General features: G+C 51.8%; 23 protein-coding genes. 10 read left to right on the top strand and 13 right to left on the bottom strand.

The window, feature by feature from the left end:
* Positions 1 to 81: 81 nt before the first annotated feature.
* On the bottom strand, positions 82 to 633 hold the full coding sequence (locus ACYVI1_RS08305; protein WP_460908732.1) for an MOSC domain-containing protein: 552 nt from the start codon (positions 631 to 633) through the stop codon (positions 82 to 84).
* A gap of 247 nt (positions 634 to 880) precedes the next feature.
* Between ACYVI1_RS08305 and ACYVI1_RS08300 the strand changes: the two genes are divergently transcribed.
* Both ACYVI1_RS08300 and ACYVI1_RS08295 read left to right on the top strand, forming a co-directional pair.
* Complete coding sequence (locus ACYVI1_RS08300; protein ID WP_460908730.1) at positions 881 to 1,120, top strand: DUF433 domain-containing protein; 240 nt, start codon at positions 881 to 883, stop codon at positions 1,118 to 1,120.
* Positions 1,121 to 1,162: 42 nt separating this feature from the next.
* A complete protein-coding gene (locus ACYVI1_RS08295; protein WP_460908727.1) occupies positions 1,163 to 1,324 on the top strand; it encodes a DUF5615 family PIN-like protein in 162 nt (53 codons plus the stop codon).
* Positions 1,325 to 1,878: 554 nt separating this feature from the next.
* Here the strand turns inward: ACYVI1_RS08295 and ACYVI1_RS08290 are convergent.
* Complete coding sequence (locus ACYVI1_RS08290) at positions 1,879 to 2,625, bottom strand: DoxX family protein (RefSeq protein WP_460908725.1); 747 nt, start codon at positions 2,623 to 2,625, stop codon at positions 1,879 to 1,881.
* Between the two features lie 490 nt (positions 2,626 to 3,115).
* Between ACYVI1_RS08290 and ACYVI1_RS08285 the strand changes: the two genes are divergently transcribed.
* The gene (locus tag ACYVI1_RS08285; RefSeq protein ID WP_460908722.1) at positions 3,116 to 3,325 is read left to right on the top strand and encodes a hypothetical protein; all 210 of its coding nucleotides are present in this window, start codon (positions 3,116 to 3,118) and stop codon (positions 3,323 to 3,325) included.
* Between the two features lie 310 nt (positions 3,326 to 3,635).
* Here the strand turns inward: ACYVI1_RS08285 and ACYVI1_RS08280 are convergent, their stop codons facing one another.
* Together ACYVI1_RS08280 and amaB are read right to left on the bottom strand one after the other, a co-directional pair.
* Entirely contained in the window at positions 3,636 to 4,364 is a 729-nt protein-coding gene (locus tag ACYVI1_RS08280) for a 3-keto-disaccharide hydrolase (RefSeq protein WP_460908720.1), read from the bottom strand.
* A gap of 139 nt (positions 4,365 to 4,503) precedes the next feature.
* Entirely contained in the window at positions 4,504 to 6,027 is a 1,524-nt protein-coding gene (amaB, locus tag ACYVI1_RS08275) for an L-piperidine-6-carboxylate dehydrogenase (protein WP_460908718.1), read from the bottom strand.
* A 137-nt stretch (positions 6,028 to 6,164) separates the two neighbouring features.
* Between amaB and ACYVI1_RS08270 the strand changes: the two genes are divergently transcribed.
* From ACYVI1_RS08270 to ACYVI1_RS08250, 5 genes are all read left to right on the top strand, one after another.
* Positions 6,165 to 7,229, top strand: a complete 1,065-nt coding sequence (locus ACYVI1_RS08270) for a fasciclin domain-containing protein (protein WP_460908716.1) — start codon at positions 6,165 to 6,167, stop codon at positions 7,227 to 7,229.
* Between the two features lie 238 nt (positions 7,230 to 7,467).
* On the top strand, positions 7,468 to 8,022 hold the full coding sequence (locus ACYVI1_RS08265) for an RNA polymerase sigma factor (RefSeq protein ID WP_460908714.1): 555 nt from the start codon (positions 7,468 to 7,470) through the stop codon (positions 8,020 to 8,022).
* Positions 8,019 to 8,843, top strand: coding sequence for an anti-sigma factor (locus ACYVI1_RS08260; RefSeq protein WP_460908712.1), 825 nt, complete (start codon positions 8,019 to 8,021; stop codon positions 8,841 to 8,843). Before ACYVI1_RS08265 ends, ACYVI1_RS08260 begins: the two co-directional genes overlap by 4 nt.
* 31 nt (positions 8,844 to 8,874) lie before the next feature.
* Positions 8,875 to 9,378 (top strand): peptide-methionine (R)-S-oxide reductase MsrB, encoded by a 504-nt coding sequence (gene msrB, locus ACYVI1_RS08255; RefSeq protein WP_460908710.1) that lies wholly within the window; start codon positions 8,875 to 8,877, stop codon positions 9,376 to 9,378.
* 333 nt (positions 9,379 to 9,711) lie between these two features.
* Positions 9,712 to 12,285 (top strand): penicillin-binding protein 1A, encoded by a 2,574-nt coding sequence (locus tag ACYVI1_RS08250; protein ID WP_460908708.1) that lies wholly within the window; start codon positions 9,712 to 9,714, stop codon positions 12,283 to 12,285.
* Between the two features lie 220 nt (positions 12,286 to 12,505).
* Here the strand turns inward: ACYVI1_RS08250 and ACYVI1_RS08245 are convergent, their stop codons facing one another.
* The 6 genes from ACYVI1_RS08245 to ACYVI1_RS08220 form a co-directional block, all read right to left on the bottom strand.
* Complete coding sequence (locus ACYVI1_RS08245) at positions 12,506 to 13,339, bottom strand: metallophosphoesterase family protein (RefSeq protein ID WP_460908705.1); 834 nt, start codon at positions 13,337 to 13,339, stop codon at positions 12,506 to 12,508.
* The gene (gene arsB, locus ACYVI1_RS08240; RefSeq protein WP_460908703.1) at positions 13,336 to 14,394 is read right to left on the bottom strand and encodes an ACR3 family arsenite efflux transporter; all 1,059 of its coding nucleotides are present in this window, start codon (positions 14,392 to 14,394) and stop codon (positions 13,336 to 13,338) included. Before arsB ends, ACYVI1_RS08245 begins: the two co-directional genes overlap by 4 nt.
* Positions 14,387 to 14,833 carry an arsenate reductase ArsC gene (locus tag ACYVI1_RS08235; RefSeq protein ID WP_460908700.1) on the bottom strand — a complete coding sequence of 149 codons (447 nt, stop codon included), beginning with the start codon at positions 14,831 to 14,833 and terminating at the stop codon, positions 14,387 to 14,389. The genes arsB and ACYVI1_RS08235 overlap by 8 nt, the downstream gene beginning before the upstream one ends.
* Positions 14,834 to 14,863: 30 nt before the next feature.
* Positions 14,864 to 15,445, bottom strand: coding sequence for a DUF6428 family protein (locus tag ACYVI1_RS08230; protein ID WP_460908698.1), 582 nt, complete (start codon positions 15,443 to 15,445; stop codon positions 14,864 to 14,866).
* Positions 15,446 to 15,513: 68 nt separating this feature from the next.
* Positions 15,514 to 15,840, bottom strand: coding sequence for an ArsR/SmtB family transcription factor (locus ACYVI1_RS08225; protein ID WP_460908696.1), 327 nt, complete (start codon positions 15,838 to 15,840; stop codon positions 15,514 to 15,516).
* A 208-nt stretch (positions 15,841 to 16,048) separates the two neighbouring features.
* Positions 16,049 to 17,074, bottom strand: a complete 1,026-nt coding sequence (locus ACYVI1_RS08220) for a sensor histidine kinase (protein ID WP_460908694.1) — start codon at positions 17,072 to 17,074, stop codon at positions 16,049 to 16,051.
* Between the two features lie 213 nt (positions 17,075 to 17,287).
* Between ACYVI1_RS08220 and ACYVI1_RS08215 the strand changes: the two genes are divergently transcribed.
* The gene (locus ACYVI1_RS08215; RefSeq protein WP_460908692.1) at positions 17,288 to 18,232 is read left to right on the top strand and encodes an alpha/beta fold hydrolase; all 945 of its coding nucleotides are present in this window, start codon (positions 17,288 to 17,290) and stop codon (positions 18,230 to 18,232) included.
* A gap of 60 nt (positions 18,233 to 18,292) precedes the next feature.
* Here ACYVI1_RS08215 and ACYVI1_RS08210 read toward each other — a convergent pair whose 3' ends face one another.
* The 3 genes from ACYVI1_RS08210 to tsaD all read right to left on the bottom strand — a co-directional run bounded on the left by ACYVI1_RS08210 (position 18,293) and on the right by tsaD (position 21,169).
* Positions 18,293 to 19,165 carry a UbiA prenyltransferase family protein gene (locus ACYVI1_RS08210; protein ID WP_460908690.1) on the bottom strand — a complete coding sequence of 291 codons (873 nt, stop codon included), beginning with the start codon at positions 19,163 to 19,165 and terminating at the stop codon, positions 18,293 to 18,295.
* 37 nt (positions 19,166 to 19,202) lie between these two features.
* The gene (locus ACYVI1_RS08205) at positions 19,203 to 20,072 is read right to left on the bottom strand and encodes an MOSC domain-containing protein (protein WP_460908687.1); all 870 of its coding nucleotides are present in this window, start codon (positions 20,070 to 20,072) and stop codon (positions 19,203 to 19,205) included.
* Positions 20,073 to 20,170: 98 nt separating this feature from the next.
* Positions 20,171 to 21,169 (bottom strand): tRNA (adenosine(37)-N6)-threonylcarbamoyltransferase complex transferase subunit TsaD, encoded by a 999-nt coding sequence (tsaD, locus tag ACYVI1_RS08200; RefSeq protein WP_460908685.1) that lies wholly within the window; start codon positions 21,167 to 21,169, stop codon positions 20,171 to 20,173.
* A 133-nt stretch (positions 21,170 to 21,302) separates the two neighbouring features.
* Between tsaD and ACYVI1_RS08195 the strand changes: the two genes are divergently transcribed.
* Entirely contained in the window at positions 21,303 to 25,988 is a 4,686-nt protein-coding gene (locus ACYVI1_RS08195) for a translocation/assembly module TamB domain-containing protein (protein WP_460908683.1), read from the top strand.
* The last annotated feature ends 117 nt before the right edge of the window (positions 25,989 to 26,105 follow it).

Genomic DNA, 26,105 nt, shown 5'->3' with positions numbered 1-26,105 from the left:
AGGCAACACCCGCAAAGGCTTTGCTCAGCCTGCTTACTGTTTAGTTACCCGTTGGCAGACACTAACTACCCATAACCAGGTTTATACCCGTTCGAGTTTTTCAACAGGTTCTTCAGGAAGCATAATTTCTATTAAGTCACCTGGCTTAATCACGCCACCAGCCAAAACAATCCCCATAATTCCTGCCTTTCGGACAAGATTTCCATGCTCATCTTTATCCAGAACCGCTTTCAGTAAACCTGGCTGGATACCGTCCAGTTGAGAGCAGGGATTTCTAAGGCCCGTAACGTTTACACGGGCAGTTTCACCGATGCGTAGAATTGTATTTTTGGGTAAACTAAGTAATTCGATACCTCTTGTGGTAATATTCTCACCAATCTGACCGCTGCTGATGCGAAACCCTTTTTCGGCAAGTTCGTCGAATAATTCGGCGTGGACCAAGTGCACCTGTCTTAGGTTTGGCTGCGTTGGGTCCTGGGCAACCCGTGAACGATGTTTAACCGTTTTACCGCAATGGGCATCTCCTTCAACCCCTAATCCCTCTAACAGATTGATGCTGTCCTTAGTTGGTTTCGACATCGTGTGTGCAGCACTTTTACTGACAGCCACGACAACGGCTTTATTTACATTCATCTTTATGTACGAATAGAGAACGACCTGTCAACGCGAACCTGAGGTGTAGACTCCAACACCCACAGGGGTTGATGGATGAGGACGCTAGGTCCCTAAGCACGAACAACTTGCAACCTTTTCACCCCTGCCTGGTTGGGCTACCGACTTTCCTTCGGGACGTGCTGCCTGTCACAGGAAACCCGCCAACGAACAACTCGTACCGAACGGAAAACAAAAAGTCGTAATTTCGTTGAAATATCTACCAATTATGGAAAACCTGCTTGCTCGTATAACCCTTAATCCGGCTGTTAGTCAGGGCAAACCAACGCTTCGCAATATGCGATTTACAGTGGCGCAACTATTAGAACTGTTGGCTGCCGGAATGACCAATCAAGAAATTTTAGCTGATTACCCTTATCTGGAAGAAGCTGATATTCAGGCATCTTTGCTGTATGCGGCTCATATTGCCAATGCCCGCACCATTATTGCTCTGCCCTTGGCCTCTTAATTAATTGTGCTAAAGTTTATTGTTGACACCCAGCTACCACCAATGTTAGCAACCTACCTACGGTGGAAAGGTTTTGATGCTATTCACACTACTTATTTCCCGGATGGCCATCTGTTGCAAGACGCTGACATTGCTAAAATAGCGACTGAAGATAATCGAATTATTGTCACTAAAGACTCTGACTTTCCTGTTCGTTTTTCCTGAAAGGTGCGCCACCCCGCATTATTCATCTTCGACTGGGCAACCTTCGCAATCGTGAGTTAACGGCTTTTCTGGAGACGCGCTGGTCCCTGATTGAAGACCTTTTAGGCCAGGATTCAGGAATGCTTGTTTTGAGCCAGGAGCAACTCATTAGTTATTAACAACAGCTATCCTGTCGAGATGTGCTGTTTGTCACTGAGAACCAGCTTTGTCCCGTCGAACTATTCACACTGGGGCGTTCACTCTGTCGACCGGGACCCGCCCAACGAGCCAAAGCCTGCCTGTCGGGACGTGCAAGTTGTCGCCGAGACGCTGATTTTCACGTACTTTTTAACAGCTTGTTCGGTTCACCCAACGCCCGTGAGGGCTGATGGAAAGCAAGTTAGCTTCCTGAACGCGAGTACCTCCAACCTTTACACCCTCACCTGCGTTGGGCTGAACGCCTGCCTTCGGGGGCGGGCAACCTGTCGCCCGCAACCCGCCCACGCGGAGCGAACAACGATATTCAGTCACTTCCATCCGCCCCTTTTTTATAAATACTATGTTGGTGGCAGGTTTCATTTATCGTTTTTTGTACTCAAACTATCAGTTTTTAAACTTTCTTTTGCCTTGTTATACACTTCTAAACATTGGTCAAGCGGTTTGCCTTTGTTATGAATACAATCACAAAATTCTTCGCAAGCCTTTGGATTACTATTTCCAGGACATCCATTCCAGCATTCCGCTGGTTCATTGCCAGGTCGAATGTCATAAATGACATTGTTTAAAAATACAACAGTTGCAAGAGTAGCCACTACACCTCCAAAAAACATGAATGGAAATTTGTTATTCATTTGTTTTTCATTGGCCGAGTTAGCATCCATTTGAACTTGCTTGAAAGGTAGAATAGATTTAAGTCGGTTGTAGTCCCAACACAATAAAAATAAATTGGCTAATAGCATAAATGTTGCGCCACGAGTGCCTTCAAACCGAACAGCATATGTCAGTACGCAAATGTTCAGTATAATGGGGAAACTGCTAATGGCACCGAGTAGTGCAGTTCTTGGAATGAGTAATAAGAGAGCAACTATTACCTGTCCAATCCCAATAAATGTATAATAGTATCCAGTATTGAGTAAGGCATCAAAATATTGTCCTAATGGATGATTATGAGATAGGCCGGCAGCAAAGCGTTCTCCTTTAATTTTTACTAATCCTGAAATTATCCATGCAACAGCCAAGATCAAACGGCAAAAAACGGCAAAGTAGCCATACCATTTGTTCCTCTTTGCTTCATAATAATATTGCTCAAGTTTATTCGACATTTTGATTTGGATTTAATGCCTACTCTATTCGGTTTTCGGCATCCCCATTATCAAGTGCAAATAAAATCAAAGTACTTTGAAAAACAAAGTGAATTTGAAAACGTTTTTTTCTTTGAAGACTTCAGCTTAAACTCGTTTGCTCAACCTGCCAAATCGGGGCGTTTGCGCTGTCGGGGGAGGGCTGACTGGCAAACCTCAATCTGTTCCAGTCAGGCGGTTGGCCTGTCGCCAAGACCCCGAATTTGAAGCCTAAACCTGCCCAACCGGGGCGTTCGGCTTGTCGACCGAAACCCGGAAATACAAGCCGAAAACCTGACCTCTGCGGCCTGCAACCTGTCGCCGGAACGCTGCCGAACAAGCACTGCTTATATGGAACACCCAACGCCAACAAGGGCTGATGGAGGAGCAGGATAGCTACTATTGGTGAGGTCGTTTCGACCTTTTCACCCTTGTTTGGTTGGGCTGAAAAGCTTCTTTACCGGCGAGCATCTTGTCAGCGGTGACCTGCCCACGCGGAGCGGACACGACGCACGAATCCGATTTCTATGGCGAGCGCGAAGCTCAACAACGCACTTCATTCGCTTTGCCCAACCGGCCTAAGCGGGGCGATTCTGGTGTCGCAAGGAAGCTGGCTCACCTGTCAAAGCCCGACTGTCGGGGCCTTCGCCCTGTCAGCCCAAAGCTGGAAATGGAAGCCTAAAAGCTTTCCTATCAGGGGCGTTCAAGTTGTCGCACGAAGCCCGGCACTCACGCTTTTTTTATACTTGGTCGGTTCACCCAACAAATCATTGTACGTAACACCGCAGCACCAGAGTTCGTAGATTACCAACGGTTTATGGCTCCCCAAATGCCTCAATTACGCCTGTGGAATTGGCTTAGGAATAAAGGAATGGTTTAGTGGTAATACTTCCAAATGAAATGACTAAACGGTCGATATGGCTTTCCGTGCAGTGATTGGCGTAGCGGAGTGAGTCAATAAGAAGTACGCGTCACGCGCCCAGTCCATCCAATTACAACGAACGGATCTTAACGTTCCGGAACCAGACGCTGCTGCCCCAGTCCTGCAGGCCAATTCGGCCAGCGAGTCGGCCTTTGCTGATGGGCGCGTTGTTGAGTTTACTGTTGGCGAGTCGTTGTTTCCAGTCGGCGCCGGTCAGGTCGTGCTCCTGAATGCTGAAGCCGTTCAGCAATACGGTCAGCTTGTTTTTCTTCAGAATAAAGTGGACTTTGTTCCAGCCGCCCACCGGCTGAATCTCCCGGACGCGGGCATTGGCAACACTGAAAAAATCGCCCGCCCGGTGTTTGTTTTCGTCGGCCCCTTCATAGATGGCGTCGTCCAGCACCTGAAGTTCCAAACCTGTGTCGTATATATTTTTATAGGCCGGGTCTTCCTGTACAAAAAAGAAGATACCACTGTTGGTAAATCGCTCCACCTTCCATTCAGCTTTGAACTCAAAATCGCCAGGGAAGACCGCATCGGTCACTAAGTCGCCACCGTTGGGGGCTTTATTGCCAATTCGATTGGGGACGTGTAGGTTCAGGGCACCATTATCAATTTGCCAGGACGCCCCAACGCTTTTGCCGCCATAGGTGTGCCAGCCTGCTGTATTCTGCCCGTTGAACAGCAGTTTCCAGCCTTCTTTTTTTTCCTGAGCCGATAAGGTGTTCAGTTGTTGCGCCAGCGTAACTGTGTAAGCCAGACATAGAAAGGTAATTAACAGGGAGCGTGTCGGTAGCATAGTCGTAGGATTGGCATGAATTCAATAAAGTGAACGGCCCCCGCAAACTCCTCATGTTTGTCAGGACGTGCGTGGAATAGTGAAGTAAGGGCAGAATGTACGGCTGCACGCATCTCCCCCTCCACGCACGCCACTACGCTCACAACTCGAACGTAATGCCCTGTGCCAGGGGCATTGTGGTTCCGTAATTCAAGGTGTTTGTTTGTCGGCGCATGTAGGCTTTCCAGGCATCGGAGCCCGATTCGCGGCCCCCACCCGTTTCTTTCTCGCCCCCAAACGCCCCGCCAATCTCCGCCCCCGACGTGCCAATGTTAACGTTGGCAATGCCGCAATCGGACCCGGCCACCGACAGAAACCGTTCGGCTTCGCGCAGGTTCAGGGTGAAAATAGCCGACGACAGGCCCTGCGGCACACTATTTTGCTGGCTAATGGCGTCCTCTAACGTACTGTATTTAAGCAGATACAGAATCGGCGCAAACGTTTCGCGCTGCACGACCGGCCATTCATTTTTAGCTTCGGCAATGCACGGACGAACGTAACAGCCCGACTCAAATCCAGGCCCCTCAACAAGACCTGGCTCAACGACAAACTGCCCGCCCTGCTCCCGTATTTCCCGAACGGCGGCCTGATACCCGTTTACGGCGGCCTGATCGATGACCGGCCCCACATGGAACGACTCGTCGAGCGGGTTGCCGATGCGGAGTTGTGCGTAGGCATGCTTAAGTCGCCCTTTCACGTCGTCGTAAATGCTTTCCTGCACAATGATCCGGCGGGTAGAGGTGCAGCGTTGCCCCGCCGTGCCAACCGCCCCGAACACAATAGCCGGTATGGCCAGGTCGAGGTCGGCGTGGTCCGAAACGATGATGGCGTTGTTGCCGCCCAGTTCGAGCAGGCTCCGCCCCAGCCGCCCAGCAACGGCTTCGGCAACGGCTTTGCCCATGCGGGTGCTTCCCGTGGCCGACACTAAGGCCACACGCGGATCGCGGGCCAGCCACTCGCCAGCATCGCGCCCACCGGTAATCAGGCACGACACGCCCTCAGGAACATCGTTGTTACGCAACACCTCGCCAATGATTTGCTGACAGGCTAAGGCCGTCAGTGGTGTTTTTTCGGAAGGTTTCCAAATGCACACGTCGCCACACACCCAGGCAATCATGGCGTTCCAGGACCATACCGCCACCGGAAAGTTGAACGCCGAAATAATGCCAACGATGCCCAGTGGGTGCCACTGTTCCATCATGCGGTGGGCGGGCCGCTCGGAGTGCATCGAAAGGCCATAGAGTTGACGCGACTGCCCGACGGCAAAATCGCAGATGTCGATGATTTCCTGCACTTCGCCCAGCCCTTCCTGGAGCGACTTGCCCATTTCGTAGCTGACGAGCGTCCCCAATTCGCGTTTGTAGCGTCGGAACTGCTCGCCCATCTGCCGGACAATTTCGCCCCGGCGCGGAGCGGGCACTAAGCGCCACTCGGCAAAAGCGGCCTGCGCCGTGTCAATAACGCGGTCATAGTCGGTGCGGGTCGAGGTGTGAACACGGGCAATCAGTTGCCCATCGGCGGGAGAGTACGAATCGAGGGTTTTGTCTGTTGACTGCCAGAACTGCTGGCCGGTGCTGGTTCCGGGCTTAACGGGTTGAGTAGGCAATGGAAGAATCGACTGCATAACACGGTTGTGGTTTGTTGACTGATGGGACAAATCTACCGGCCTCGGGCAAACAATGCCTATTCCGCCCTAAACTTTTTAAGCTACAAGCGGTTAAATCAGGATAATTAAGAACCCTCAACGAAAGAAACAGCGTTATGAAAATCTGGAAAACACTTGGCCTTGCTGCGATAGGAATCGCACTGGTCACGACAACAAACTGGGCGCAAACAACGCCCACCGGAACGTCGACCTCCATAACCTATCCACAGGGAGCCGTTGCCCCCGATTCGATGCCCGCCAAACTGTCGCGGGCGCAACGACGGGTTATGAGACAAAACCGGAAGATGACTAATCAGAATTCAAAAGCGAATGCGGGCAGTACGACCAATACCTCTACACAGGATGCCCGCTATCGGCAAAGCTCATCGAGCAACGGTACAGCCATAAATAACAGCAATTCGACAAATTATAATAGCAACAACGCAACGAACGCGCCTACCGGCGCGGGAAGCAACCCCAATACGGCAACGACACCAGCACCAGCCGCCACACCGGCTACGCCACCCAATCCAGGTGAGCAGGTAAGTAATGGGCAGAATAACAGTGCTGCCCGAAGTTCTTCAGGCAGTAGCGGAAGCGGATATGCGCCCAACACAGGCGCAACTAATGCCAACGCAGGGTCGGGAGCCGCCGTATCGGGGGCTAAAATGACCGAAACTCCCGCCGTGACAGCAGGCAGCACGGTTCGTAATACCAGTGTTGGCGATTTTATAGCCTCATCGCCCAACTACACAACCCTGCAAAACGCCCTTCAGGCAGCCGACCTGCACGAAACACTGAAAGGCACCGGGCCTTATACGCTCTTTGCCCCCACCAATAGCGCGTTCAAAAAGTTACCGGCTGCCACACAAGCGGGGCTACTGGAAGGACGAAATCGGGAATCGCTGAAGCAATTGCTGTCCTACCATGTTGTGAGTGGCTCGCTGAGTGCCGACCAGTTAACGAAGCAAATTAAAGACGGGAACGGGAAAACGCAGGTGAAAACGTTATCGGGTAGTATGCTGACCCTCCAGCTTGACCCAAATGGACGTATACAACTCACCGATGAGCAAGGCGGCACAGTTTCGGTAGAGGCAACCGATAATCGTCAGATGAATGGTATGGTCTATGGCCTCGATACCGTACTAATGCCCAAAATGGGGGTCAATTCGTTTCGGTAAGTAGAAAACCAGCTCACGTTGCCTAAATTGGTATTAAGGTAAGGGAATGGCCGCCTGGCAAAAAGCAGCCTTGTATACGCATGCGCTTGCCTGTAAGGCGTTGGTATAAGCTACAGCTTTAGATGTATACAGTCGGTATAATTAGGCCGATCCGGACTTGTATGATAAATTCGGCATTCGCTTTGTCAGGTCATTTTTTAAAATTCTGTCTATATTTGGCTCACTTAACACCGTCTGCGTGAAACGCCAATCTTCATTAGTTTCGGAAAGTATCCTGATCGAAAAGCTAACTCAGCGCGATCAGCAGGCTTTTCAATGGCTTTACGATCAATATTCACCGGCTCTGTATGGGGTTGTTCTGCGTATAGTGCGCGATGACGAGCAGGCGGCCGATTTATTACAGGATATCTTCGTCAAAATCTGGAAAAATTTATCGGCTTACGATGCCAGCAAGGGTCGTTTATTTACGTGGATGCTCAATATCGCCCGGAATACGGCTATTGATTCATTACGGGCGCGTAAGACCCAACCGTTTGCTGCAATCCGAACAGACGACGAGAACGTACATATAGTTGATCGGGAACATAACACGGAGCAACCCAACCCAGACCACATCGGTATTAAGGAGGTTGTGGATCAGTTAAGACCCGAACGCAAGCAGCTTATTGACTTGGTGTATTTTGGTGGCTACACGCACGAAGAAGCCGCCGAGAAACTGAATCTGCCATTGGGTACGGTAAAAACCCGGGTACGGGCTGCCTTGCAGGAACTAAAGCAATTATTTAAATCATGAATGTCACAGAATACATAGCGTCGGGTATCTTGGAATCTTACGTCATGGGTGCGGTGAGCGACCAGGAACGGCGAGAGGTCGAGTGCCTGTCGTCTATTTATCCGGACATACGGCGCGAACTTGACCAGCTATCCGAAGCACTGGAAAATTATGCCCTGACACACAGTGTTGAACCACCAGCATCCGTAAAAGAAAAGCTGCTTCAACAACTTGACTTTGAACCAAAACAACAGGAAACTATTGTTCGGCCAATGCCGGTCGATCTAACGTCCGTAACAACCGGACCTACATTTCGTGTTACCTGGATTGTTGCAGCCTCAATGGGCTTGTTAGTATTATTATTTTCATTCTATCTGCTTTCGCAATTACGAACAAATCAAAAGACCCTGGCATCGGTTCGAACCGTTAACGGTTCGTTGCAGTCCGAAGTGCGCCAACTGCGCGACCGGCAGATGCAGGCCCAGCAGCGATTAGCTGTCTTACAGCGAGCCGGCATGCGTGTTATTCAGTTGCGCGGTAATGAGAAAGCCCCCAGTGGCGATATGCTGGTCTACTGGAACACCATAACCAAACAAATCAGTGTAGACATCAAGTCGTTGCCCACGCTCCCGCCCAATCAGCAATACCAGCTTTGGTCAATGGTGGGGGGCAAGCCCGTAGACGCCGGTGTGTTCGATGCCAACGGCTCTACGCACCTGTTTCAGCGTTTAAGCCGACCTGTTGGTCAGGCCGATGCGTTTGCGGTAACGGTTGAAAAACGGGGAGGTAGCCCTACTCCTACCCTGTCGACCCTGCTGGCCTTGTCGCCCGTGAATGCCTGAACGCACTTACTCAATTTCTTGTTAAATTTTCATGAAACTCACCTTGCTTTTCATCTTATCAGCCTGCTGCGTGTTGGGTGTTGCGTTCAGGAACGCGCTCCCTTCCGATCAACTGGCTACGGTTGCCAATCACGACGACCCACCCCGGCGCGTTGTTAAAACCAATGCTGAGTGGAAGAAAATTCTGACACCTGATCAGTATGCTGTCCTGCGCGAACACGGTACGGAACGCGCTGGCACCAGCCCCCTGGTTGATAACCATGAACAGGGAACTTTCCACTGCGCGGGCTGTCACAATCCCCTATTCTCATCGACGACCAAGTTTGAATCAGGAACGGGCTGGCCGAGTTTCTACGCCCCACTAACCAAAAATGCGGTTAAAGAAAACTCCGACAAAGCCTACGGTATGGTTCGTACAGAAGTACTTTGCAGCGTATGTGGCGGGCACTTAGGCCACGTTTTCAACGACGGTCCCAAGCCTACCGGTCTCCGCTATTGCATGAATGGCGTGGCCATGACATTTGAGAAGAAGTAAGCGGTATTGGTTAGTAAGTTAGTGAGAGACAGCGTCTGCGAATTATTTACTAACCAGTAATCACTCGGGCGGGCCAGCCAATCGCTGCCATCCATTATTTGGGCAGTACACGTTAGTTAATTTCCTCAGAACCAGCCGGGCTGCTTACACAGCCCGGTTTCTGTATATAACATCGGCTGAAAATACGTTATATTTGACGCCGGTCTGGATCGGTCACGGTAGGTTATCCACATCTATCCCAATAAATTTGCTTTACTGTTTTTATAACCGCATACATTGCTGGCCTTCGGGCAGAGCCATGCCAGGTGTATTCGGCTTCTTTGATTATAACGCATGAGTCAATACAGGGAGCGATTCCGCGCCGTCCGGCACGCGTTTGGTGCATTCCGACGACGAATTCGACAACGCCAGCAACAGTTAGGTAGTGTCAGACGCGGAGTAGGCCGGCACATTTACCGGCTGGCTGGCGAAGAACGTGTTAGTTCGTGGGCGAGTACGTATCACTCTTACCGCAATCGCCTTCGTTCGGTTGTTCATCAATACATCGATCCCAATTCCTGGTATTATCCTTATCTCCGAAAAACCATTACCGTGTTGCTCTGGGGCTTGTTCGGGCTGGGCTTCTATGTGTTCATGCTGAACTATAACTTCCTGTATCTCACCGGGCCGATGCCCAGCGTTGAGGAGTTAAAAAATCCGAAGCTGAACCAGTCGTCAGAGATTTACTCACAGGATGGCGTGATGATCGGGAAGTTTTACGCCGAAAACCGAACCCCGATTAAATACGAAAATATTCCAAAACAGCTCATCAATGCCCTGATTGCTACCGAAGATGCCCGTTTTTATGATCACAGGGGTATTGACCCGCGCGCCATTGGCCGGGCCGTTATCAGTCTTGGGCGCGACGGGGGCGGCTCGACCATCACGCAGCAGTTAGCCAAAAATCTCTTCAAAACCCGCCGAAAGACCGATTCGGGCCTGCTCTCCCGAATTCCATTCATTCGGAAAATCATCTACAAGTCGAAAGAGTGGTTGATGGCCCTTAAGCTGGAACGGAATTTCTCAAAAAACGAAATTCTTACCTACTACTTCAATACGGTCGATTTCGGCAGCAATGCGTTTGGGTTAAAAACAGCCGCCCGCATTTTCTTCAATAAAGTCCCTGATAGTCTGAATGTGCAGGAAGGCGCTGTGCTGGTTGGTCTGCAAAAAGCTACAACCAGCTATAATCCGCTCAAAAACCCGCAACGTTCCCGCGAACGCCGGAATGTGGTGATTGGTCAAATGGCCAAGTACGAATTTCTGACTAAGGCACAGGCCGACTCGATTAGCGGATTGCCCTTAGACACTGAATTCACACCTGAGAATCCCTATTCAGGGCCAGCCAGTTACCTCAAAAATGCCGTGCAGGACTACGTCAAAAAATGGGGCGAAGAGAATGGCTATGACCTGTATAGGGATGGTCTGCGGATTATTACGACCATCGACTCGCGGATGCAAACTTATGCCGAAGCAGCCACAAGCGAGAAAATGAAGCAGTTGCAGCGAACGTTTGATAACCACTGGCGCGGGCGCAACCCCTGGACCGACGAAGATGGCAACGAACTTCCGGGTTTTATTGATTCGGTGGCCCAGCGAACGGAACGGTACAAAACCCTTAGCCAACGGTTTATGCCCCTGTATCCTGACTCGATCATGTACTACATGAAAAATGTGAAGTACAAGATGCGGGTGTTTAGCTGGAACAATAAGCGCGGCTACGACTCGACCGAGATGACGCCCTACGACTCCATTGCCTATTACAAGCATTTTTTACAGGCGGGTATGGTGGCCATGGACCCCCGCACGGGCTACATTCGGGCATGGGTGGGTGGCCTGGATTACGACTATTTTAAGTACGACCACGTCAAACAGGGTAAACGACAGCCAGGGTCAACCTTCAAGCCGTTCGTGTATACGACCGCTATCGACGACACGCTTATCAATCTCAGCCCCTGCGACCGGATTCAGGACCGGCCCTTCCGAAAGGAATACCGGGAAAATGGCGAAGATAAAATCTGGGAACCCCGCAATTCGGTTGGTTACTACTCCTACGCGCACATGACCCTGCGCCGGGCTATGGCGCGCTCGGTGAACTCCATAACTGCCCAGCTAACCGACCGGGTCACGCCCGAGCGCGTAGCTGAATACGCACATCGCATGGGCATAAAAAGCCGGTTGGAGGCCGTCCCTTCCATAGGGCTGGGTTCGTCGGATGTGTCGTTGTATGAACTGGTTGGGGCCTATTGCACCTTTGTCAATGACGGCGAAACAACCGATCCCATTATTGTTCAGCGCATCGAAGACCGGGATGGCACGGTTATCGAAACCTTTACAAGCCAGCACAAACGTGCTATTAGTACCGAGACAGCTTTTCTCATGCGGTATATGCTCCAGGGAGGGTTGCAGGAGTCGGGCGGTACGTCGCAGAATCTGTGGTCATACAATCTGTTCAAAAATCGCAACGAAATGGGTGCCAAAACCGGTACGACATCGAACAATTCCGATGGCTGGTTTGTAGGTGTGTCGAACAACTTAGTGGTGGGGGCCTGGGTTGGGGGCGACGACCGCAGCATTCACTTCCGCTCAACGGATCTGGGCGAAGGCGCCAAAACGGCCCTGCCTTTAGTCGGACGTTTTCTGGAGAAAGTGTATGCCGATCCGAAATTCAAACCGTTGCAGGGGCCTTTCCCGAAGGCAGAAGGCATCACCAAAGAATACCTGAACTGCGGCTATTCGGGCGAGGAAGAAACGGAGGAGGAATCCGATTCAACCGATACGCCGGACGTAGTTGGCGACTCTACGTTCTTACCAACAGCCCCCGAAATTGACCCAGCCCCACCCTCCGACACGACACGAGCGCAATAGGACCAGGAAAGGTTTACCCAAAATGGGCATGCTGTTACATAATAGGTATAGGACTCTCGTTTCGGGCCTATACCGGCGATTTAAACATCACTCAGCAGCGTCCAAATTTGATTTGCAAACAAATGATTGAAACACGGCTCGTCTTTCAATCAACATCCTGAGCGGGGCAATGATTGGGAAAAAGTATGCCTGCCAGAATCAGGCTGGTTTTCATCACTCATCAGCGGGCAATGCGTAGTGCCTGGGCATAAGCATCGGGTAATTCGCTTTGCTCAACGGCCTGGGCCGCTTTCTCTACGTCGTAGGCGACGCGCACGAATTCCACGGCAATCCCTTCGCGCGAACCGGGCCGCGCCCCTCCAGGCCGGGCCGTTTCGTCAATACTCAACAGCACATAACCAGCCCTCGGATCACCGTCCTTTGGCTTGCCAACCGAACCGATATTGATGGCGTGGCGGAAATAGGTCGCTTCGTCCTCCGGCTCCGCGCTGACCACTTTATGAAAGGGTTTGTGCGTATGCCCGAAACAAAGCACATCGGCCCCGGCTCCCTCAATCACGCGCCCCAAACTGCGGTCGCCCCGATCCTCGAACAGGTATTCGTTCACGCGCCGGGGGCTGCCATGCACCAGCAGCAATGTAAACGGGGTTTGTTGCTGCCAAAGGTGTTCAGGCGGTCGGTCGCTGCCGTCATTACCCAACTCAAATTCCACCCGAATATGGGTGGGTAGTGTCCGCAAATACTGCCGCTCGTCATTGCCTACATGCTTGTTGGTATAGGCAATGGATACTTTGCCATTGGCTTTTTCTTCTTCTTCGCGGTAGGCGCATCCGCAATCCTCCGAGCTGCGACCGATACCATAATCATAATTCCCGGCGATTGTCGGAATGCCGCGTTTCCGAATGGTGCGGATGACTTCATTGGGCCATATGTTGTAACCGACCAGATCACCTAAACAATACACCGCGTCAGGCTGTCGGCTGTCGATGTCGGCCAACACCGCATCGAGGGCGGGCAAATTGGCGTGAATGTCCGAAAACAGGGCAATTTTCATGCGTGTTTTTGAAAGGCTTTTGTATAATGGGGAACAAACTTCTTCTCTTGTTTCAGCGCGAAATTGACCAGTAGAATCAACGCAGGAACTTCGATCAGGGGGCCGATGACAGCAGCAAAAGCCGCTCCGGAATTGATGCCGAAAACGGCGATGGCCACTGCAATTCCCAGCTCGAAATTATTGCCCGCTGCGGTGAAGGCCAGCGACGTGGATTTGGCGTAATCCGCTCCTGCCCGTTTGGACAGGTAAAAGGCTGAAAAGAACATGATGGCAAAATAGATCGTCAGCGGAATGGCAATGCGTACCACATCGAGCGGGATAGTAACGATCAACTGCCCTTTTAGGCTGAACATTACAACGATGGTAAACAGTAGTGCAACGAGCGTTATTGGGCTGATGGAAGGTAAAAACCGCTCCTCGTACCATTGGCGGCTGAACACCCGCGTTAGGATAATCCGGGAAAACAACCCGGCCAAAAACGGCACACCCAGATAAATAAAAACACTCCTGGCCACCTCACCTATCGTGATGTTGACGGTATAGCCTTTCAGCCCGAACAGGGGCGGTAACACGGTAATAAAAACGTAGGCATAGACCGAATAGAACAGCACTTGAAAAATGCTGTTGAAGGCCACCAGGCCAGCAGCATACAGCCGGTCGCCTTTGGCCAGGTCGTTCCAGACCATCACCATGGCAATGCAGCGGGCAATGCCGATCATGATTAAGCCGGTCATGTATTCGGGTTTGTCAGGCAAAAAGACCACGGCAAGCCCGAACATCAGCAGCGGGCCGATGATCCAGTTTTGCAGCAGCGACAAACCCAATATTTTGGGGTTGGCAAACACCTTCGGCAATTCGCCATAACGCACTTTAGCCAGCGGTGGGTACATCATCAGCACCAGGCCAATGGCCAATGGAACATTAGTCGAGCCGGAATTGAATTGATTGATGAAGCCTTGCGACTGCGGGAAGAAATACCCGATGCTCACGCCGATCAGCATGGCCAGGAAAATCCATAGCGTTAAGAAGCGATCGAGAAACGAAAGTTTAGGCATGGGTGGCGTGGCTCGTCGTTACGTTTTCCTCGATGAATTGTTGGCTGTACGCTTTGATCTCGTCACGCACCGCGCGAAACTGCGCCAACCTGTCATCGCCGGGGGCATGGGATGGATCGGTGAAGCTGTGATGCACTTTCTTGGCCGTGGATGGAAAATAGGGGCATTGTTCGCGGGCATTATCGCAAACCGTAATCACATAATCGAGCGGTAGGCTGGTGTATTCGTCGGCGTGGTTAGACGTGTGATGCGAAATATCTATTCCGTCCTCGGCCATGACCTGAATCGCCATCGGATTGACCCCGTGGGGAGCAACGCCCGCGCTGTAAACCTGGGCGCTCTCGCCCCGGCCCGCCGTATCGGCAAAATGTTGCAAATAGCCGTGGGCCATCTGGGAGCGGGCGGAATTGCCCGTGCAAAGCACTAAGATAGTTTTCATGGGGATTTTGTCTGTCAGGGATGGATTCAATTAGCAGCAGCCGGAATCAGGAGTGCAGGCCGGGGCCGGGGCTCCGATGAGTTCCAAGACGGGTTTGGCCGTTTCCTTCCCGGCGGCTGGGGCACAGCAGGATTCGCCGGAAGTGGTTGTGCCGCAACTCTGCGACCGGGAAAGGGCTTTACACTGCGTGTAATCAGGCGTCAGGCTGACCGTGAAACTGTCGCCTTCGGTCGTTAGCTCGCCGGGATACATTTGGCGGGTGTCGAATTTGGAATTACCGAACTCGATTTTGACCGTGGCCACCGGATTTAGGGGCAACGATTTTTCTACCAGGTTGATGATCGAAAGAGCCTTGCTCACTTTCATGGAGCGGTCGGCCTCTTTGGCTTGCGGCTCCCAGAGCTGCACAATTACTTCCGTCCAGCTGTTCATCTGGCCACCGCAATCGACCGACACGATGGGGGCTTGCTTGATTTCGGTGATATGAAACGACGGATGAACAAATTCGCCCCTGGCGTACTGGAATTGCAAAAATTTGTCGGGATTCTGGATCAGCGTATTTTTAAACGCTTGCCAGGTGATTGGCTCAGATTGGGTCATTCGATTCTCCATTGATTTATTGTAATATTACGATTGAAAAGAACAAAAAATACCTGTCGCTTCGGCCCCCCGGTCCTGAGTCAGCAGCAGGACGTAACCGCGAACGATTCCAGCAAGGCCCCAAACGCTTGCTGGGCTTCCTCCCATACGGGCGGGTTGATGCAGTAGCAAACGCGGGGCGGGGTAATTTCGCCCTGAATGATGCCAATGCGTTTTAGCTCCTTCAAATGCTGGGAAACCGTCGCCTGGGCCAAATCCAATTCGTCCACCAGATCACCACAGACACACGCTTTCCTGGCGATTAGCAGTTGCAGAATGGCCACCCGTGCGGGATGCGCGAAGGCTTTGGCCAAATCCGCAATGCGGTTTTGCCTGTCGGTGAAAATTTCGGTTTTCGTTAGCCCCATGCCACAAAGGTAACAGGAAAATTAATTCATTGCAATATTACGATGAATATGTACGCTGCTGATTCGGCGGGATGAACTGCAAATCCGGCTGGCTTCCCAAACACCCGGACATGGCTGGTATCGGCTTTACTGCGGTCTTGGGCGGGATTGTAATTTTCGTGCACCGTCAGCCCGGATGGATTGGAGCAAAGAACGTTATCACTCCCCCTTAGTTAAGCAAAGGCAGCAAGACCGTAAAATGCTCGTCTTCGTCCCGGATAATGATGTCGGTTTGGGCCAGCATTCGGTATTTGGCCGCAATATTGGCTAAACCAACCCCATTGCTGGCAATCCGCCCATTCTTACGCTGAAGGTTATTTCGCACCTGCAATTGCCCCGTTTCCGTTGTGCTAATCTCAATCAGTAGTGGATGGTCGACCAGAACAACGTTGTGCTTGACCGCATTTTCGACCAGCAGTTGCAACGTTAGCGGTGGCAGGTAACGGGCTAACTGATCGTCAGCTACCCGCATTCGAACGCTGACCCCCGTGCCATGCCGCGTTTGCAGGAGATGCGCGTAAGACTCAATAAACGTCAACTCCGTGCTGAGCAAAACCAATTCCCGATCATTGGCCTGGAGCAGATAGCGATACATCGTTGATAATTCATCGACAAACAGACTGGCCTGCACGGGCGACTCTTCAATGAGGGCCGAAAGGGCATTGAGCGAGTTAAACAGAAAATGCGGGTTAACCTGACTCTTCAGCGAATTAAAGCGGGTTTGCCACTGGATTTTTATGAGTTCTTCTTTCTCTAAGTAGGTCTGTCGCCACTGGCTCAACACGTACCAGCCCTCGTAAAGGCTGAAATAAACGACGTGGTAAAACAATTGAATACCTAAAGAAGTAACGTAATCGACAAGACCAAGCCACAAGGCCTGGCGCGAACCCAGCAGGATATGCAGGCTGAACCGAAAAAAAACGGCTCCGTTTACCAGCAGTGGAGTCAGGAGCAGTAACAGGAAGAGCCGCTTCTGGGTGCGTTTGAGGCCCGGAAACTGACGCTGTAAATACAGAATAATCCAGCGATTGAGCTGCCAGAACAAAAACCCCGCTCCCAGCCCAACCAGTGCGGAGTGAATGAGCGCACGCACAGGGGCCTCTAACCAAAAAGAAAGCCGAAAAAAAACATTACCGAACACAAACAGACCAACGGGGCCAAGCCAGCGCAGGCGGGAATCGTTGATGCGTATCATGGCAGAACACCTCCAGTCACGGCTCTATTCTTGCAATTCACTTAATGGTTTTTTAATCGGTCAACTAATTCTCTTGATAAAGTTAATAAAACTACCTGCTCACACCAAACTTATTGCTCCAATTCAGATTAAGTTAAGGAAGACACTTGAACCAGCATTCATCTTTAAACTTTTAGCACGGGTTTTGTAGTTATATACCCACACTACGGTACTATGAAACGTTTTCTGCACACCATTTGCTGGATTTTACTGGCAATTTCAGGACTAACAGCCGCCCTGTTGATAGTCGCCTGGTTCATCGATTTCCGGCAAACCGACCAGGAACTGGCCGAAGAATTTAAGAGCCAGCGTATTCGCCCAAAGGTGCATTATTACCACGTTGTCGGGAAGTTACCCGCCGAACCTCCCCGCACAATTCGGTTTCTGGAAACGCCGGTTGGTCCGGGTGGCTCCACACGGCCCGTTGTCGTATTTATTCACGGCGCTCCGAGTTCACTATCGTTTTTCAAGGAATTTTTCAAGGATACTACCCTGCTTAATCGTGCCCAACTGGTAGCGGTAGATAGGCCAGGTTATGGATATTCTGACTTTGGCCGGGTCGAAACGTCCATTGTTCGGCAGGCCGAATTGCTCCAGCCCCTGATTGACCGGTATCGGAAAGCGCCGTATCTGATGGTGGTTGGCTCGTCGTATGGGGGGTCGGTATCGGCGCGGTTGGCCATGAACAACCCCGGTCGGATTAACCACGTTGTATTTGTTTCATCCGCGCTGGGGCCAGGCCTGGAGCGAACGTATTCCATCAGCTATCTTGCCGACAGCCCGCTTATCCGGTGGGTTGTCGCTCCGCTGCTTCGGCTGGCAAACGACGAAAAATTAGCGCATCGGAAAGCCCTCGAAGCTATCCTGCCCGACTGGCCCAAGATTCGTGCCAACATCACGATGCTGCACGGCCAGCGCGACAATCTGGTGTATCCTGCAAATGTGTCATTTGCCCAGCATCATTTGGTCAATGCGCGAATGAAACAGTTTTTATTGCCCGAAAACCGGCATGATATTGTGTTCAACAAACGCAGGTACATGACCGAAATCCTGCTCGATATTCTGACCCGGCGCGATGTGAAGGAAACCATCAAAGAGAAGTCGATGGCGGTGAAATAGCATGGGGCGGGGAGCAAGAATATAGAGGAAGCTTTTCCGTGCTCCCCGCCCCATACCTCTTCACAACACCAACGCCGACATCCAGAACACACCATCGCCAAGCCAGCGATAGCGTTCATCTTTGAGAAAATAAGCAGGATACCGCTGAATTACATAGAGCGTCAGGCTCATCAGCGCGAGGATAAGCGCCGATCGCTGTGCAAAGCGGTCGCTCGTCAGGAAGCAAAGCGCAAAACCCGTTGCCACAACAATGAATGTGATCCAGCGCAGGGTGGTATCGCAGCGTTCGTCGCCCAACTCGGTTGCTACCGAAAACAAGGTTTTACCAGACCGGTTCGCAACGGTCGGAGCGTCGCCCGGCAGTTCGCGTTTTTCCATCACGGCAAACAAAAGCAGATTCTGAAACGCAATGCCCATAAACATCAGGCATTCGGCACTGTCGATGCGGGTTATTGCCGGTCGTTGCACCCACACGCTTCCCCAGATACCAGCCGCATACAGCATTGCCACAAGGGGTTCTTTAAGCAATAAAGCCGGATGACGGGCCGGTAGTCGGAAAACAGCCGCTACGTAGGCAGCGCATATCCCACCCAGCACAAGACCAAACCGAACAACGCTGCCCGGCAGGAAAAACGTTAGAATGAGCGCCAGACCAGCCGCCCCCAGCACAACCCGCCACAGCAACGGAGCATGTTGGCGGTGAAACTGATGCCGGGCCGTTAAGGGCTGGCTGGTAGCATCAGCCTTAAACTTCTCGACATCAAGAAGCCGATCGACGGTGTAGATAATGAATACGACCAACCCCAGCACAACGGGCGTAGCCCAATGCACAGGGTCAACATCAGATAGTCGGGTGGCCAGCCGGTTGGATAATACAGCCCCAATGACAACGGGCATGCTCAGGTAGTAAAGCTGGCGCAGATAAGTAAGCAAAGGATGTAGTGTAGGGGTGAACGTATACCAAAACTAATTAAACCGGTTCAGGCAGCGGAAGCCACGGTTCCTGGCGGCTGATTACCTCGACCGGCTGCCCCACGTGCAGTGTACCTAACACCGGCTGGCCCGTCGATTTAACCAACACGTTCTGGCCAAACAGTATTTTAGATTTCCATTGGCGATAGGTTGCCAGCGTTTGTAGGGGTTCTTTGCCTTTCGCCCCCGTTTCGGGGTTTATGGTCGTCAGCACACAACGGGCACAGGGCTTAACGCCGTAGAAATCGATGTCGCCCATTTTGAACACGTTCCAGGCATCCTCCTCGTTTGGCAAACTACCGTCCACCACAATATTTGGCCGAAACCGAAGCATCGTGATGGGTTCGGCCAGTCGCTGGTTCAGATGGTCAAGTGAGGCTCGCCCAATCAGCAGATATGGATACCCATCGGCAAAGCTAACGGCATCATTAGCGCGGGCATAAGCCGGTTCGACCGCCCGGTGGGTAGTTTCGGGCATAAACACCAACCGGCAGGGTTTGCCCAGGGCATTGGTGAACCATTGATCAGCTTCAGCACTGACGGTCTGCGCCGGAACGGCCTTACTGTCCCAAATAGTGACAAGCATTGTTTCGGTTGGCGCATCAACGGCTAACGGGAGCTCTAACACATCGTCGGGCCTGTTTCGATGCCGGACATGCAGCCGTTCACCCGAAACGTCGGACCGCTGAATGGCTACGTCGATCAGCGCCATGTGGTGATTGGTTCGCTGCGTCATAAATTCCCCCGCCGGCGAAACAAGCATAAATCGCCGGTCGTGCCGGAAGCCTTTTTCTTCAACAATCACCTCAGATACGGAAATGCCGCCGAGCGATTTGATGGGATAAATACGCAGTTCGGAAATAGTCATAGTAGTCATTGGTCAAGAGTCGACAGTCGTTAGTCAAGAGTCGATAGTGGCTGACGCGTCCGCTACTGACCGACCACTACTGACTATCGACGATTGACTTACATACTCATTCTTGGCAGTGGGCTAACAGTTTGGTCGGTAAACTCGCCCTGTTCGTATTTAAACTGGGCGGCCATTGCAATCATAGCGGCATTGTCGGTGCAATACTCAAAACGCGGAATATACACGTTCCAGCCCTGTTCGTCGCCCAGTTGAAGTAAGGCACTTCGCAAACCGCTATTGGCCGACACCCCCCCGGCAATGGCAATATCCCGGATGCCGGTTTCGCGGGCGGCCCGTTTCAATTTCGTCAGTAGCATCTGGATAAGTGTATGCTGAATACTGGCGCAAATATGGGTCAGATTTTGGGTTATGAAATCAGGATTGATTTTCGTGTTGTCGCGCAGAAAATACAGGATAGCCGTTTTGATGCCGCTAAACGAAAAGTCCAGGCCGGGCAGGTCGCTCATCGGAAACCGAAAGGCCAGCGGGTTGCCTTCGCTGGCGTATTTGTCGATGAGTGGGCCACCGGGATACGGCAAGCCCAGCAATTTAGCCGATTTATCGAAGGCTTCCCCCACCGCATCATCCAGCGTTTGCCCGATAACCGCCATCGTCAGCGGGCCATCGACGCGTATTAGCTGCGTGTGTCCGCCACTGACGGTGAGACACAAAAAAGGAAACGCAGGCTTCGGACTCTCGATAAAATGAGCCAGCACATGTGCCTGCATGTGATTCACTTCGATGAGCGGAATCTGCAGCCCCAGCGCCAGGGCTTTGGCAAAGGAAGCACCCACCAACAGCGACCCCAGCAGGCCCGGCCCCCGCGTGAAGGCCACGGCGGATAAGGCATTTTTTGGTAGATTTGCCTCGGCCAATGCCCGCTCCACTACCGGCAAAATATGCTGCTGATGCGCGCGCGAGGCCAATTCAGGAACCACGCCCCCGTATTGCTCGTGAATTAACTGGGTGGCAATTACGTTCGACAGCATATGCCCGTTGGCTAAAACTGCCGCCGATGTTTCGTCGCAGGAAGACTCAATGGCTAAAATATTCACGCTGCAAAACTAATGGATAATGATTTCTACCCGAATGAACAAGGAAAGTTGTGGCTAAACCGTTCACTCAGTTAGTGGTCTAAGCCATACGTTTTTTGCCTTATTCGTTGTACATTAGGCCTTTCCGTACTGGATGCATCAGTTTTTCGCCATATTCCTTAAAACGCTGCTTTACCTGTTCCTGACGGTGCTGGTGCTGGCGTTGGGCGTTTTGCTGAGCCTGCAAATTCCGGCAGTACAAACGCAATTAGCGCAGAAAGGCGCCGAATATCTCTCCCAAAAGCTTCTCTTTCCCGTTGCTATTCAAGGAGTTTCCATCAAATGGTTCGATTCACTAACGCTTGAGGGTGTCCGCATTCAGGATCGGCAGGGAAAGCCCATGATTACCGTTGGGCGGCTCGATGCCAATTATAACTTTCGGTATTTGATTGATTCGTCGGCCTACAACCTTCATTTAGATGAGGTTGTCCTGTATCGCCCTGATGTGCAGATGATTAAAAATCCCAAAAACGGCGATACCAACCTCGATGAGTTTATTGCCCGCATCGAAGAACTGACCGCTAATCCCGACAAGCCCGGAATTCCGAATCAGAACGTCCCCTTTACGATTGGCCACATTCATTTGGTCGATGGATCCTACACCCTCGAAGACCCGCGCGAGCCGTTCATGCACGACCGTAACCGCTTCGACTACAACCACTTTACGCTCCGGAATCTTACTGCCGAAGTTAGTAATTTTTTGATCCTGGGCGATACAATTGCCTTCGAGGCAAAGGGGTTGTCGGGGGTTGATCGTGACTCCCGGATAATAATCCGCCAGTTGGATACGCGCTTTTTGTACTGCAACACGAAAATGGAGTTGGGCCAGCTATACGCCCACATTGGCAACTCCATCATCCGCAACGAACTGACCTTTCTGTACGACAAACCGTCGGCCTTCAGCGATTTCAACAGCCGGGTGCTGATGCAGGCCCGCTTCCGGAACAGCGATGTGAAATCGAAAGACCTGGGCTATTTTTCGGACTACCTGGCCGGACTGAACGAAACCTGGCTGCTGACGGGTAATTTCACCGGAACGGTCGAGGACTTCAAGCTACAAAATACCGACCTGCGCTTCGGCTCCAATGGCCGCAGCCGGTTAGTGGGCGATATTGCCTGGAAAGGTTTGCCCGACATGGACAACACAACGGTCAATTTTGCCTTTGCCCCCTCAGTTGTCAACATGGCCGACATCCGGCAGTATTACCCTGATTCATCCTTCAACCACACCATTCAGAAACTCGGCACGGCCTCGTTTGATGCAACGTTTGTGGGCGCTTTCGATGATTTCAAAACCAAAGGTACATTCCGAACGGCCATCGGAAATGTGTCGGGCGAACTGGCTCTCAAATTACCCGAAAATACTGACCAGACGACTTATACGGCTACTTTGCGGGGCGAAAACGTTGATCTTGGCCAGTTAATCAATCAACCCGATCAGTTTGGCAAACTCACCGGTGAGGGACGGATTGCCGGACACGGCACCAACCTCAAACTGGCTACTATTGATCTTGACGGGCGGTTCGACCGACTCGACTGGCAGCGGTACGACTATCGACATGTGGTGGTTCGGGGCAATTTGCAGCAGGCACTTTTTGGTGGTCAACTCGCCATTAACGACCCTAACCTGGTGTTTAATCTCGATGGAGAATTCAATTTAAGCGCCCCCAGAAATCACTACGACCTGCGGGGAATGGTGGAACACGCCGATTTGCGGGCGTTAGGGTATCTGCCTGATTCATTAGTTATCAAAACGGGGTTGGATATTCAGTTGGAGGGCAGCAAACTCGATGATATTGTGGGCCATGCCGTGTTTAACAAAGCAACCCTTAGTTTAAATAAACGGACGCTGGATGTTGATAAACTCACGCTGGCTTCCTCTATCGAACGCCGGACCGGGGTAGCGCCCGACTCGGTGGGTACGCAGCGTTATTTTGATCTTGATTCTGATTTTTTCACCACCCGTTTACAGGGAAATTTTCAGCCACAGCGCACCATTGACGACCTAACCCGGCTGGCGGGCGAATACAACCTGTATTTTAAGGGGGATGCCGCCGGGATGAAAGCGTATTACGAGCAGAAACAACGACAGGCAGCCCGACTCGCCAGTGGCAAGCTACCCGCTCCGCCCCAACGCTATGGGGTTGACTATCAACTTATCACGAAGAATAATACCGCCTTATTAGCGTTCCTGAACTCATCGGTCTACGTGGCGCCCAACACGCGGCTGGAAGGCCGGTTTACGGTTGATAACACGTCGTTTCTAACAGCGGCTGTCAAAACTGATTCGGTGCGGTTTGGGACAATTGGTTTCGGCCCCAGCGAACTGGACCTGACCACTTCGAAGTTTACCTACAGCCACGAAGTACTGGCCTCGGCGGTTATTTCTTCCAAACGGCAGGCGTTCAGTTCATTCCTGCCTACCCAGAACCTTCAGGCCGAAGCGTCGTGGGATGTTGACCATATCGACTTCACGAGCGATATTGAACAAGCCGACAGCAGTGGCCGGTTTACTAATCATGCTGATTTGAACGGCGAGCTGCGGTTCAAAGGGGATGCCATCGACCTGACGTTTCGCCAATCGAAACTGCGGGTGCTGGATGGCGACTGGATACTCAATCCTGAGAGCCTGATCCGAAAAGTGGGCAACGAGTACACCATTCGGAATTTGTCGGTACTGAATGAAAATCAACTGATTCAGGTATCGGGGGAAGTCTCCGCCGATTCGTCTGAACACCTGGCTATCGAAGCGCAGAACTTCCTGCTGTCTTCTCTGAATTCGGTGCTGAACACAACGCTGGGCGGTACCCTGAATGGCTCGCTGGCGATCCGAAATATCTATAACACACCCATAATAGAGAGTGCCCTGTCGGTTCGGGCGTTGTCGTATCAAAACGCGCTGATTGGTGATGTTCGGGGGCAGGGTGTGTGGGATCAGCAGGCCCAGCGACTCAACGTCGATGCCCGCGTTAGCCGCAACAGCGCCGACCTCATGACGCTGATAGGCACCTACACTCCGCAACGTAAAATCAATCCGCTGTCGTTGAAAGCAAAGCTCAATAACGCTGACCTCAACCTGCTGGAGCCATTTACGCTGGGGCTGTTCTCAAACCTTGGGGGCACGGCCAACGGCACGGTATCGGTGGGCGGAACCCCCGCAACTCCCCTGCTCAAAGGTGAGGTAGCGATAGCAGGCGGTCGTGGGCGGTTCGATTACCTCAAAGCCGATTTTCTGTTCGAGGACACCATTTATATCGGCGAAAACGAAATCATTGCCCGCCAACTGACCCTGCGAGACCCCCAGGGCAATATCGCTCAATTGCGCGGAGGTGTTTATCATGAAGCTTTCCGGTATTTTACCTTAGGTTTCGATGCCGATTTTAAGAACTTCAAAATCATGAATACGGCCGCCAAAGATAACGATGCCTTTTATGGGCAGGCCGTGGTGACCGGAAAAGCTGAATTGTATGGCCCAACGGATAATCTGACCATCCGCGCAAACGTGTCGAGCAACAAAGGAACCCGGATTTACATCCCCCTGGATGGAGCCACATCCGTAGCCGCCGATGACCAGATCCGGTTTGTGAATCGAACCAGATTAGCCACGGGTAAACCCGGAAGTCAAACCGCTACCAAGCCCGGAAATCGCCTGACGGACGAGATTGACCTGTCGGCAATTCAAATGGATTTCAACTTTAACATCACCCCCGACGCGTATTGCGAAATCCAGTTGGATCGCCAAACCGGCGATATCATCAAAGCGTATGGCCAGGGGCGGGTAGCCATGAAAGTAGATACCCGGGGTGAGTTCACCATGACCGGCAATTACGAAATTCTGAAGGGTGATTATACCTTCACGTTCCAGAATATCATCAACAAACGCTTTGAAATCCGGCCCAACAGCCGAATCACCTGGACCGGCGACCCCTACGGTGCGCTGTTGGATGTTACGGCGGCTTACACCCAGTACACCTCGCTGGCGCCCCTGCTGGCCGATCAGAAAAGCAGTGCCGACCAAACCCGGCGCTACCCGGTCGATTTGGTTATCAAATTAAACGGCGAACTGGGCAGCCCGGCCATCAGTTATGACCTCGATATAAAAGAATATCCGTCGTCATCCAACTTTCGGCAGGCAGTTACCGCCTTTGAGTCGCGCATTCAAAGTAACGATCAGGAACTGACCCGGCAGGTAAGCAGCGTTCTGTTATTCAATCAATTACTTTCCGAAAATACCAGCCTGTTTGAGCAGGGGCAGTTGAATACGGGGGTGGCCAACAGTGTGAGTGAACTGATCTCGAACCAGATTAGCCGTCTGGCATCGAACCTCAACGAGAATTTAGACATCGGCGTGTCATTTGGCGGATTTACGAGCGGCACGCAAAACGAAAATCTGCTCAACAACCTGCAGCTTCGGTTCTCGTACCGGCTGCTGAACGATCGCTTACGCATCAGCCGCGATGGAGGCTTTACGTATGGGCAAAGTCAGTACAATGCCGCCAGTTTGCTTGGTGAGTGGACGCTCGAATACTTCATCACCCCCGACGGTCGATTCCGGGCAAAAGTCTACAACCGAAATCAGCAGAGCATTCTGGGCCAGATTGGTCTGAACAGCAGTATTACGCCGGGCGGGGGACTGAGTTTTCTATATACTCGCTCGTTCAACCATATTTTTAACAGCAAACGCCCCACGCCGGGGGTGGGGCCTGCCAAATCGGCCGATGAGCCGCAGGTGCCTGCTCCGGTATCGACCTCTACGAGCAGTTCACGCGGGTCGTTGTAATTACTGGATCGGGCAGTATTCATTTTGGTAGTTTTAGGTTCGAATCCTGCCACCACTCGTGGCACATTCGGGAAAAAATCAGGCGCAAAAGGATAAAAGATACCTGTTTCCTTCTTT

This window comes from Spirosoma areae, from assembly GCF_054781775.1.
The sequence above is the reverse complement of the archived record's forward strand: the minus strand, read 5'-3'. Positions and strand labels throughout refer to the sequence as shown.

Coding starts and splice junctions, on each gene's coding strand:
- ACYVI1_RS08235 (WP_460908700.1), bottom strand. CDS start 14,833: ATGAAAACTATCTTAGTGCTTTGCACGGGCAATTCCGCCCGCTCCCAG.
- arsB (WP_460908703.1), bottom strand. CDS start 14,394: ATGCCTAAACTTTCGTTTCTCGATCGCTTCTTAACGCTATGGATTTTC.
- ACYVI1_RS08250 (WP_460908708.1), top strand. CDS start 9,712: ATGAGTCAATACAGGGAGCGATTCCGCGCCGTCCGGCACGCGTTTGGT.
- ACYVI1_RS08290 (WP_460908725.1), bottom strand. CDS start 2,625: ATGTCGAATAAACTTGAGCAATATTATTATGAAGCAAAGAGGAACAAA.
- ACYVI1_RS08195 (WP_460908683.1), top strand. CDS start 21,303: ATGCATCAGTTTTTCGCCATATTCCTTAAAACGCTGCTTTACCTGTTC.
- ACYVI1_RS08270 (WP_460908716.1), top strand. CDS start 6,165: ATGAAAATCTGGAAAACACTTGGCCTTGCTGCGATAGGAATCGCACTG.
- ACYVI1_RS08245 (WP_460908705.1), bottom strand. CDS start 13,339: ATGAAAATTGCCCTGTTTTCGGACATTCACGCCAATTTGCCCGCCCTC.
- ACYVI1_RS08205 (WP_460908687.1), bottom strand. CDS start 20,072: ATGACTATTTCCGAACTGCGTATTTATCCCATCAAATCGCTCGGCGGC.
- msrB (WP_460908710.1), top strand. CDS start 8,875: ATGAAACTCACCTTGCTTTTCATCTTATCAGCCTGCTGCGTGTTGGGT.
- amaB (WP_460908718.1), bottom strand. CDS start 6,027: ATGCAGTCGATTCTTCCATTGCCTACTCAACCCGTTAAGCCCGGAACC.
- ACYVI1_RS08305 (WP_460908732.1), bottom strand. CDS start 633: ATGAATGTAAATAAAGCCGTTGTCGTGGCTGTCAGTAAAAGTGCTGCA.
- ACYVI1_RS08215 (WP_460908692.1), top strand. CDS start 17,288: ATGAAACGTTTTCTGCACACCATTTGCTGGATTTTACTGGCAATTTCA.
- ACYVI1_RS08300 (WP_460908730.1), top strand. CDS start 881: ATGGAAAACCTGCTTGCTCGTATAACCCTTAATCCGGCTGTTAGTCAG.
- ACYVI1_RS08260 (WP_460908712.1), top strand. CDS start 8,019: ATGAATGTCACAGAATACATAGCGTCGGGTATCTTGGAATCTTACGTC.
- ACYVI1_RS08280 (WP_460908720.1), bottom strand. CDS start 4,364: ATGCTACCGACACGCTCCCTGTTAATTACCTTTCTATGTCTGGCTTAC.
- ACYVI1_RS08230 (WP_460908698.1), bottom strand. CDS start 15,445: ATGGAGAATCGAATGACCCAATCTGAGCCAATCACCTGGCAAGCGTTT.
- ACYVI1_RS08220 (WP_460908694.1), bottom strand. CDS start 17,074: ATGATACGCATCAACGATTCCCGCCTGCGCTGGCTTGGCCCCGTTGGT.
- ACYVI1_RS08295 (WP_460908727.1), top strand. CDS start 1,163: ATGTTAGCAACCTACCTACGGTGGAAAGGTTTTGATGCTATTCACACT.
- ACYVI1_RS08225 (WP_460908696.1), bottom strand. CDS start 15,840: ATGGGGCTAACGAAAACCGAAATTTTCACCGACAGGCAAAACCGCATT.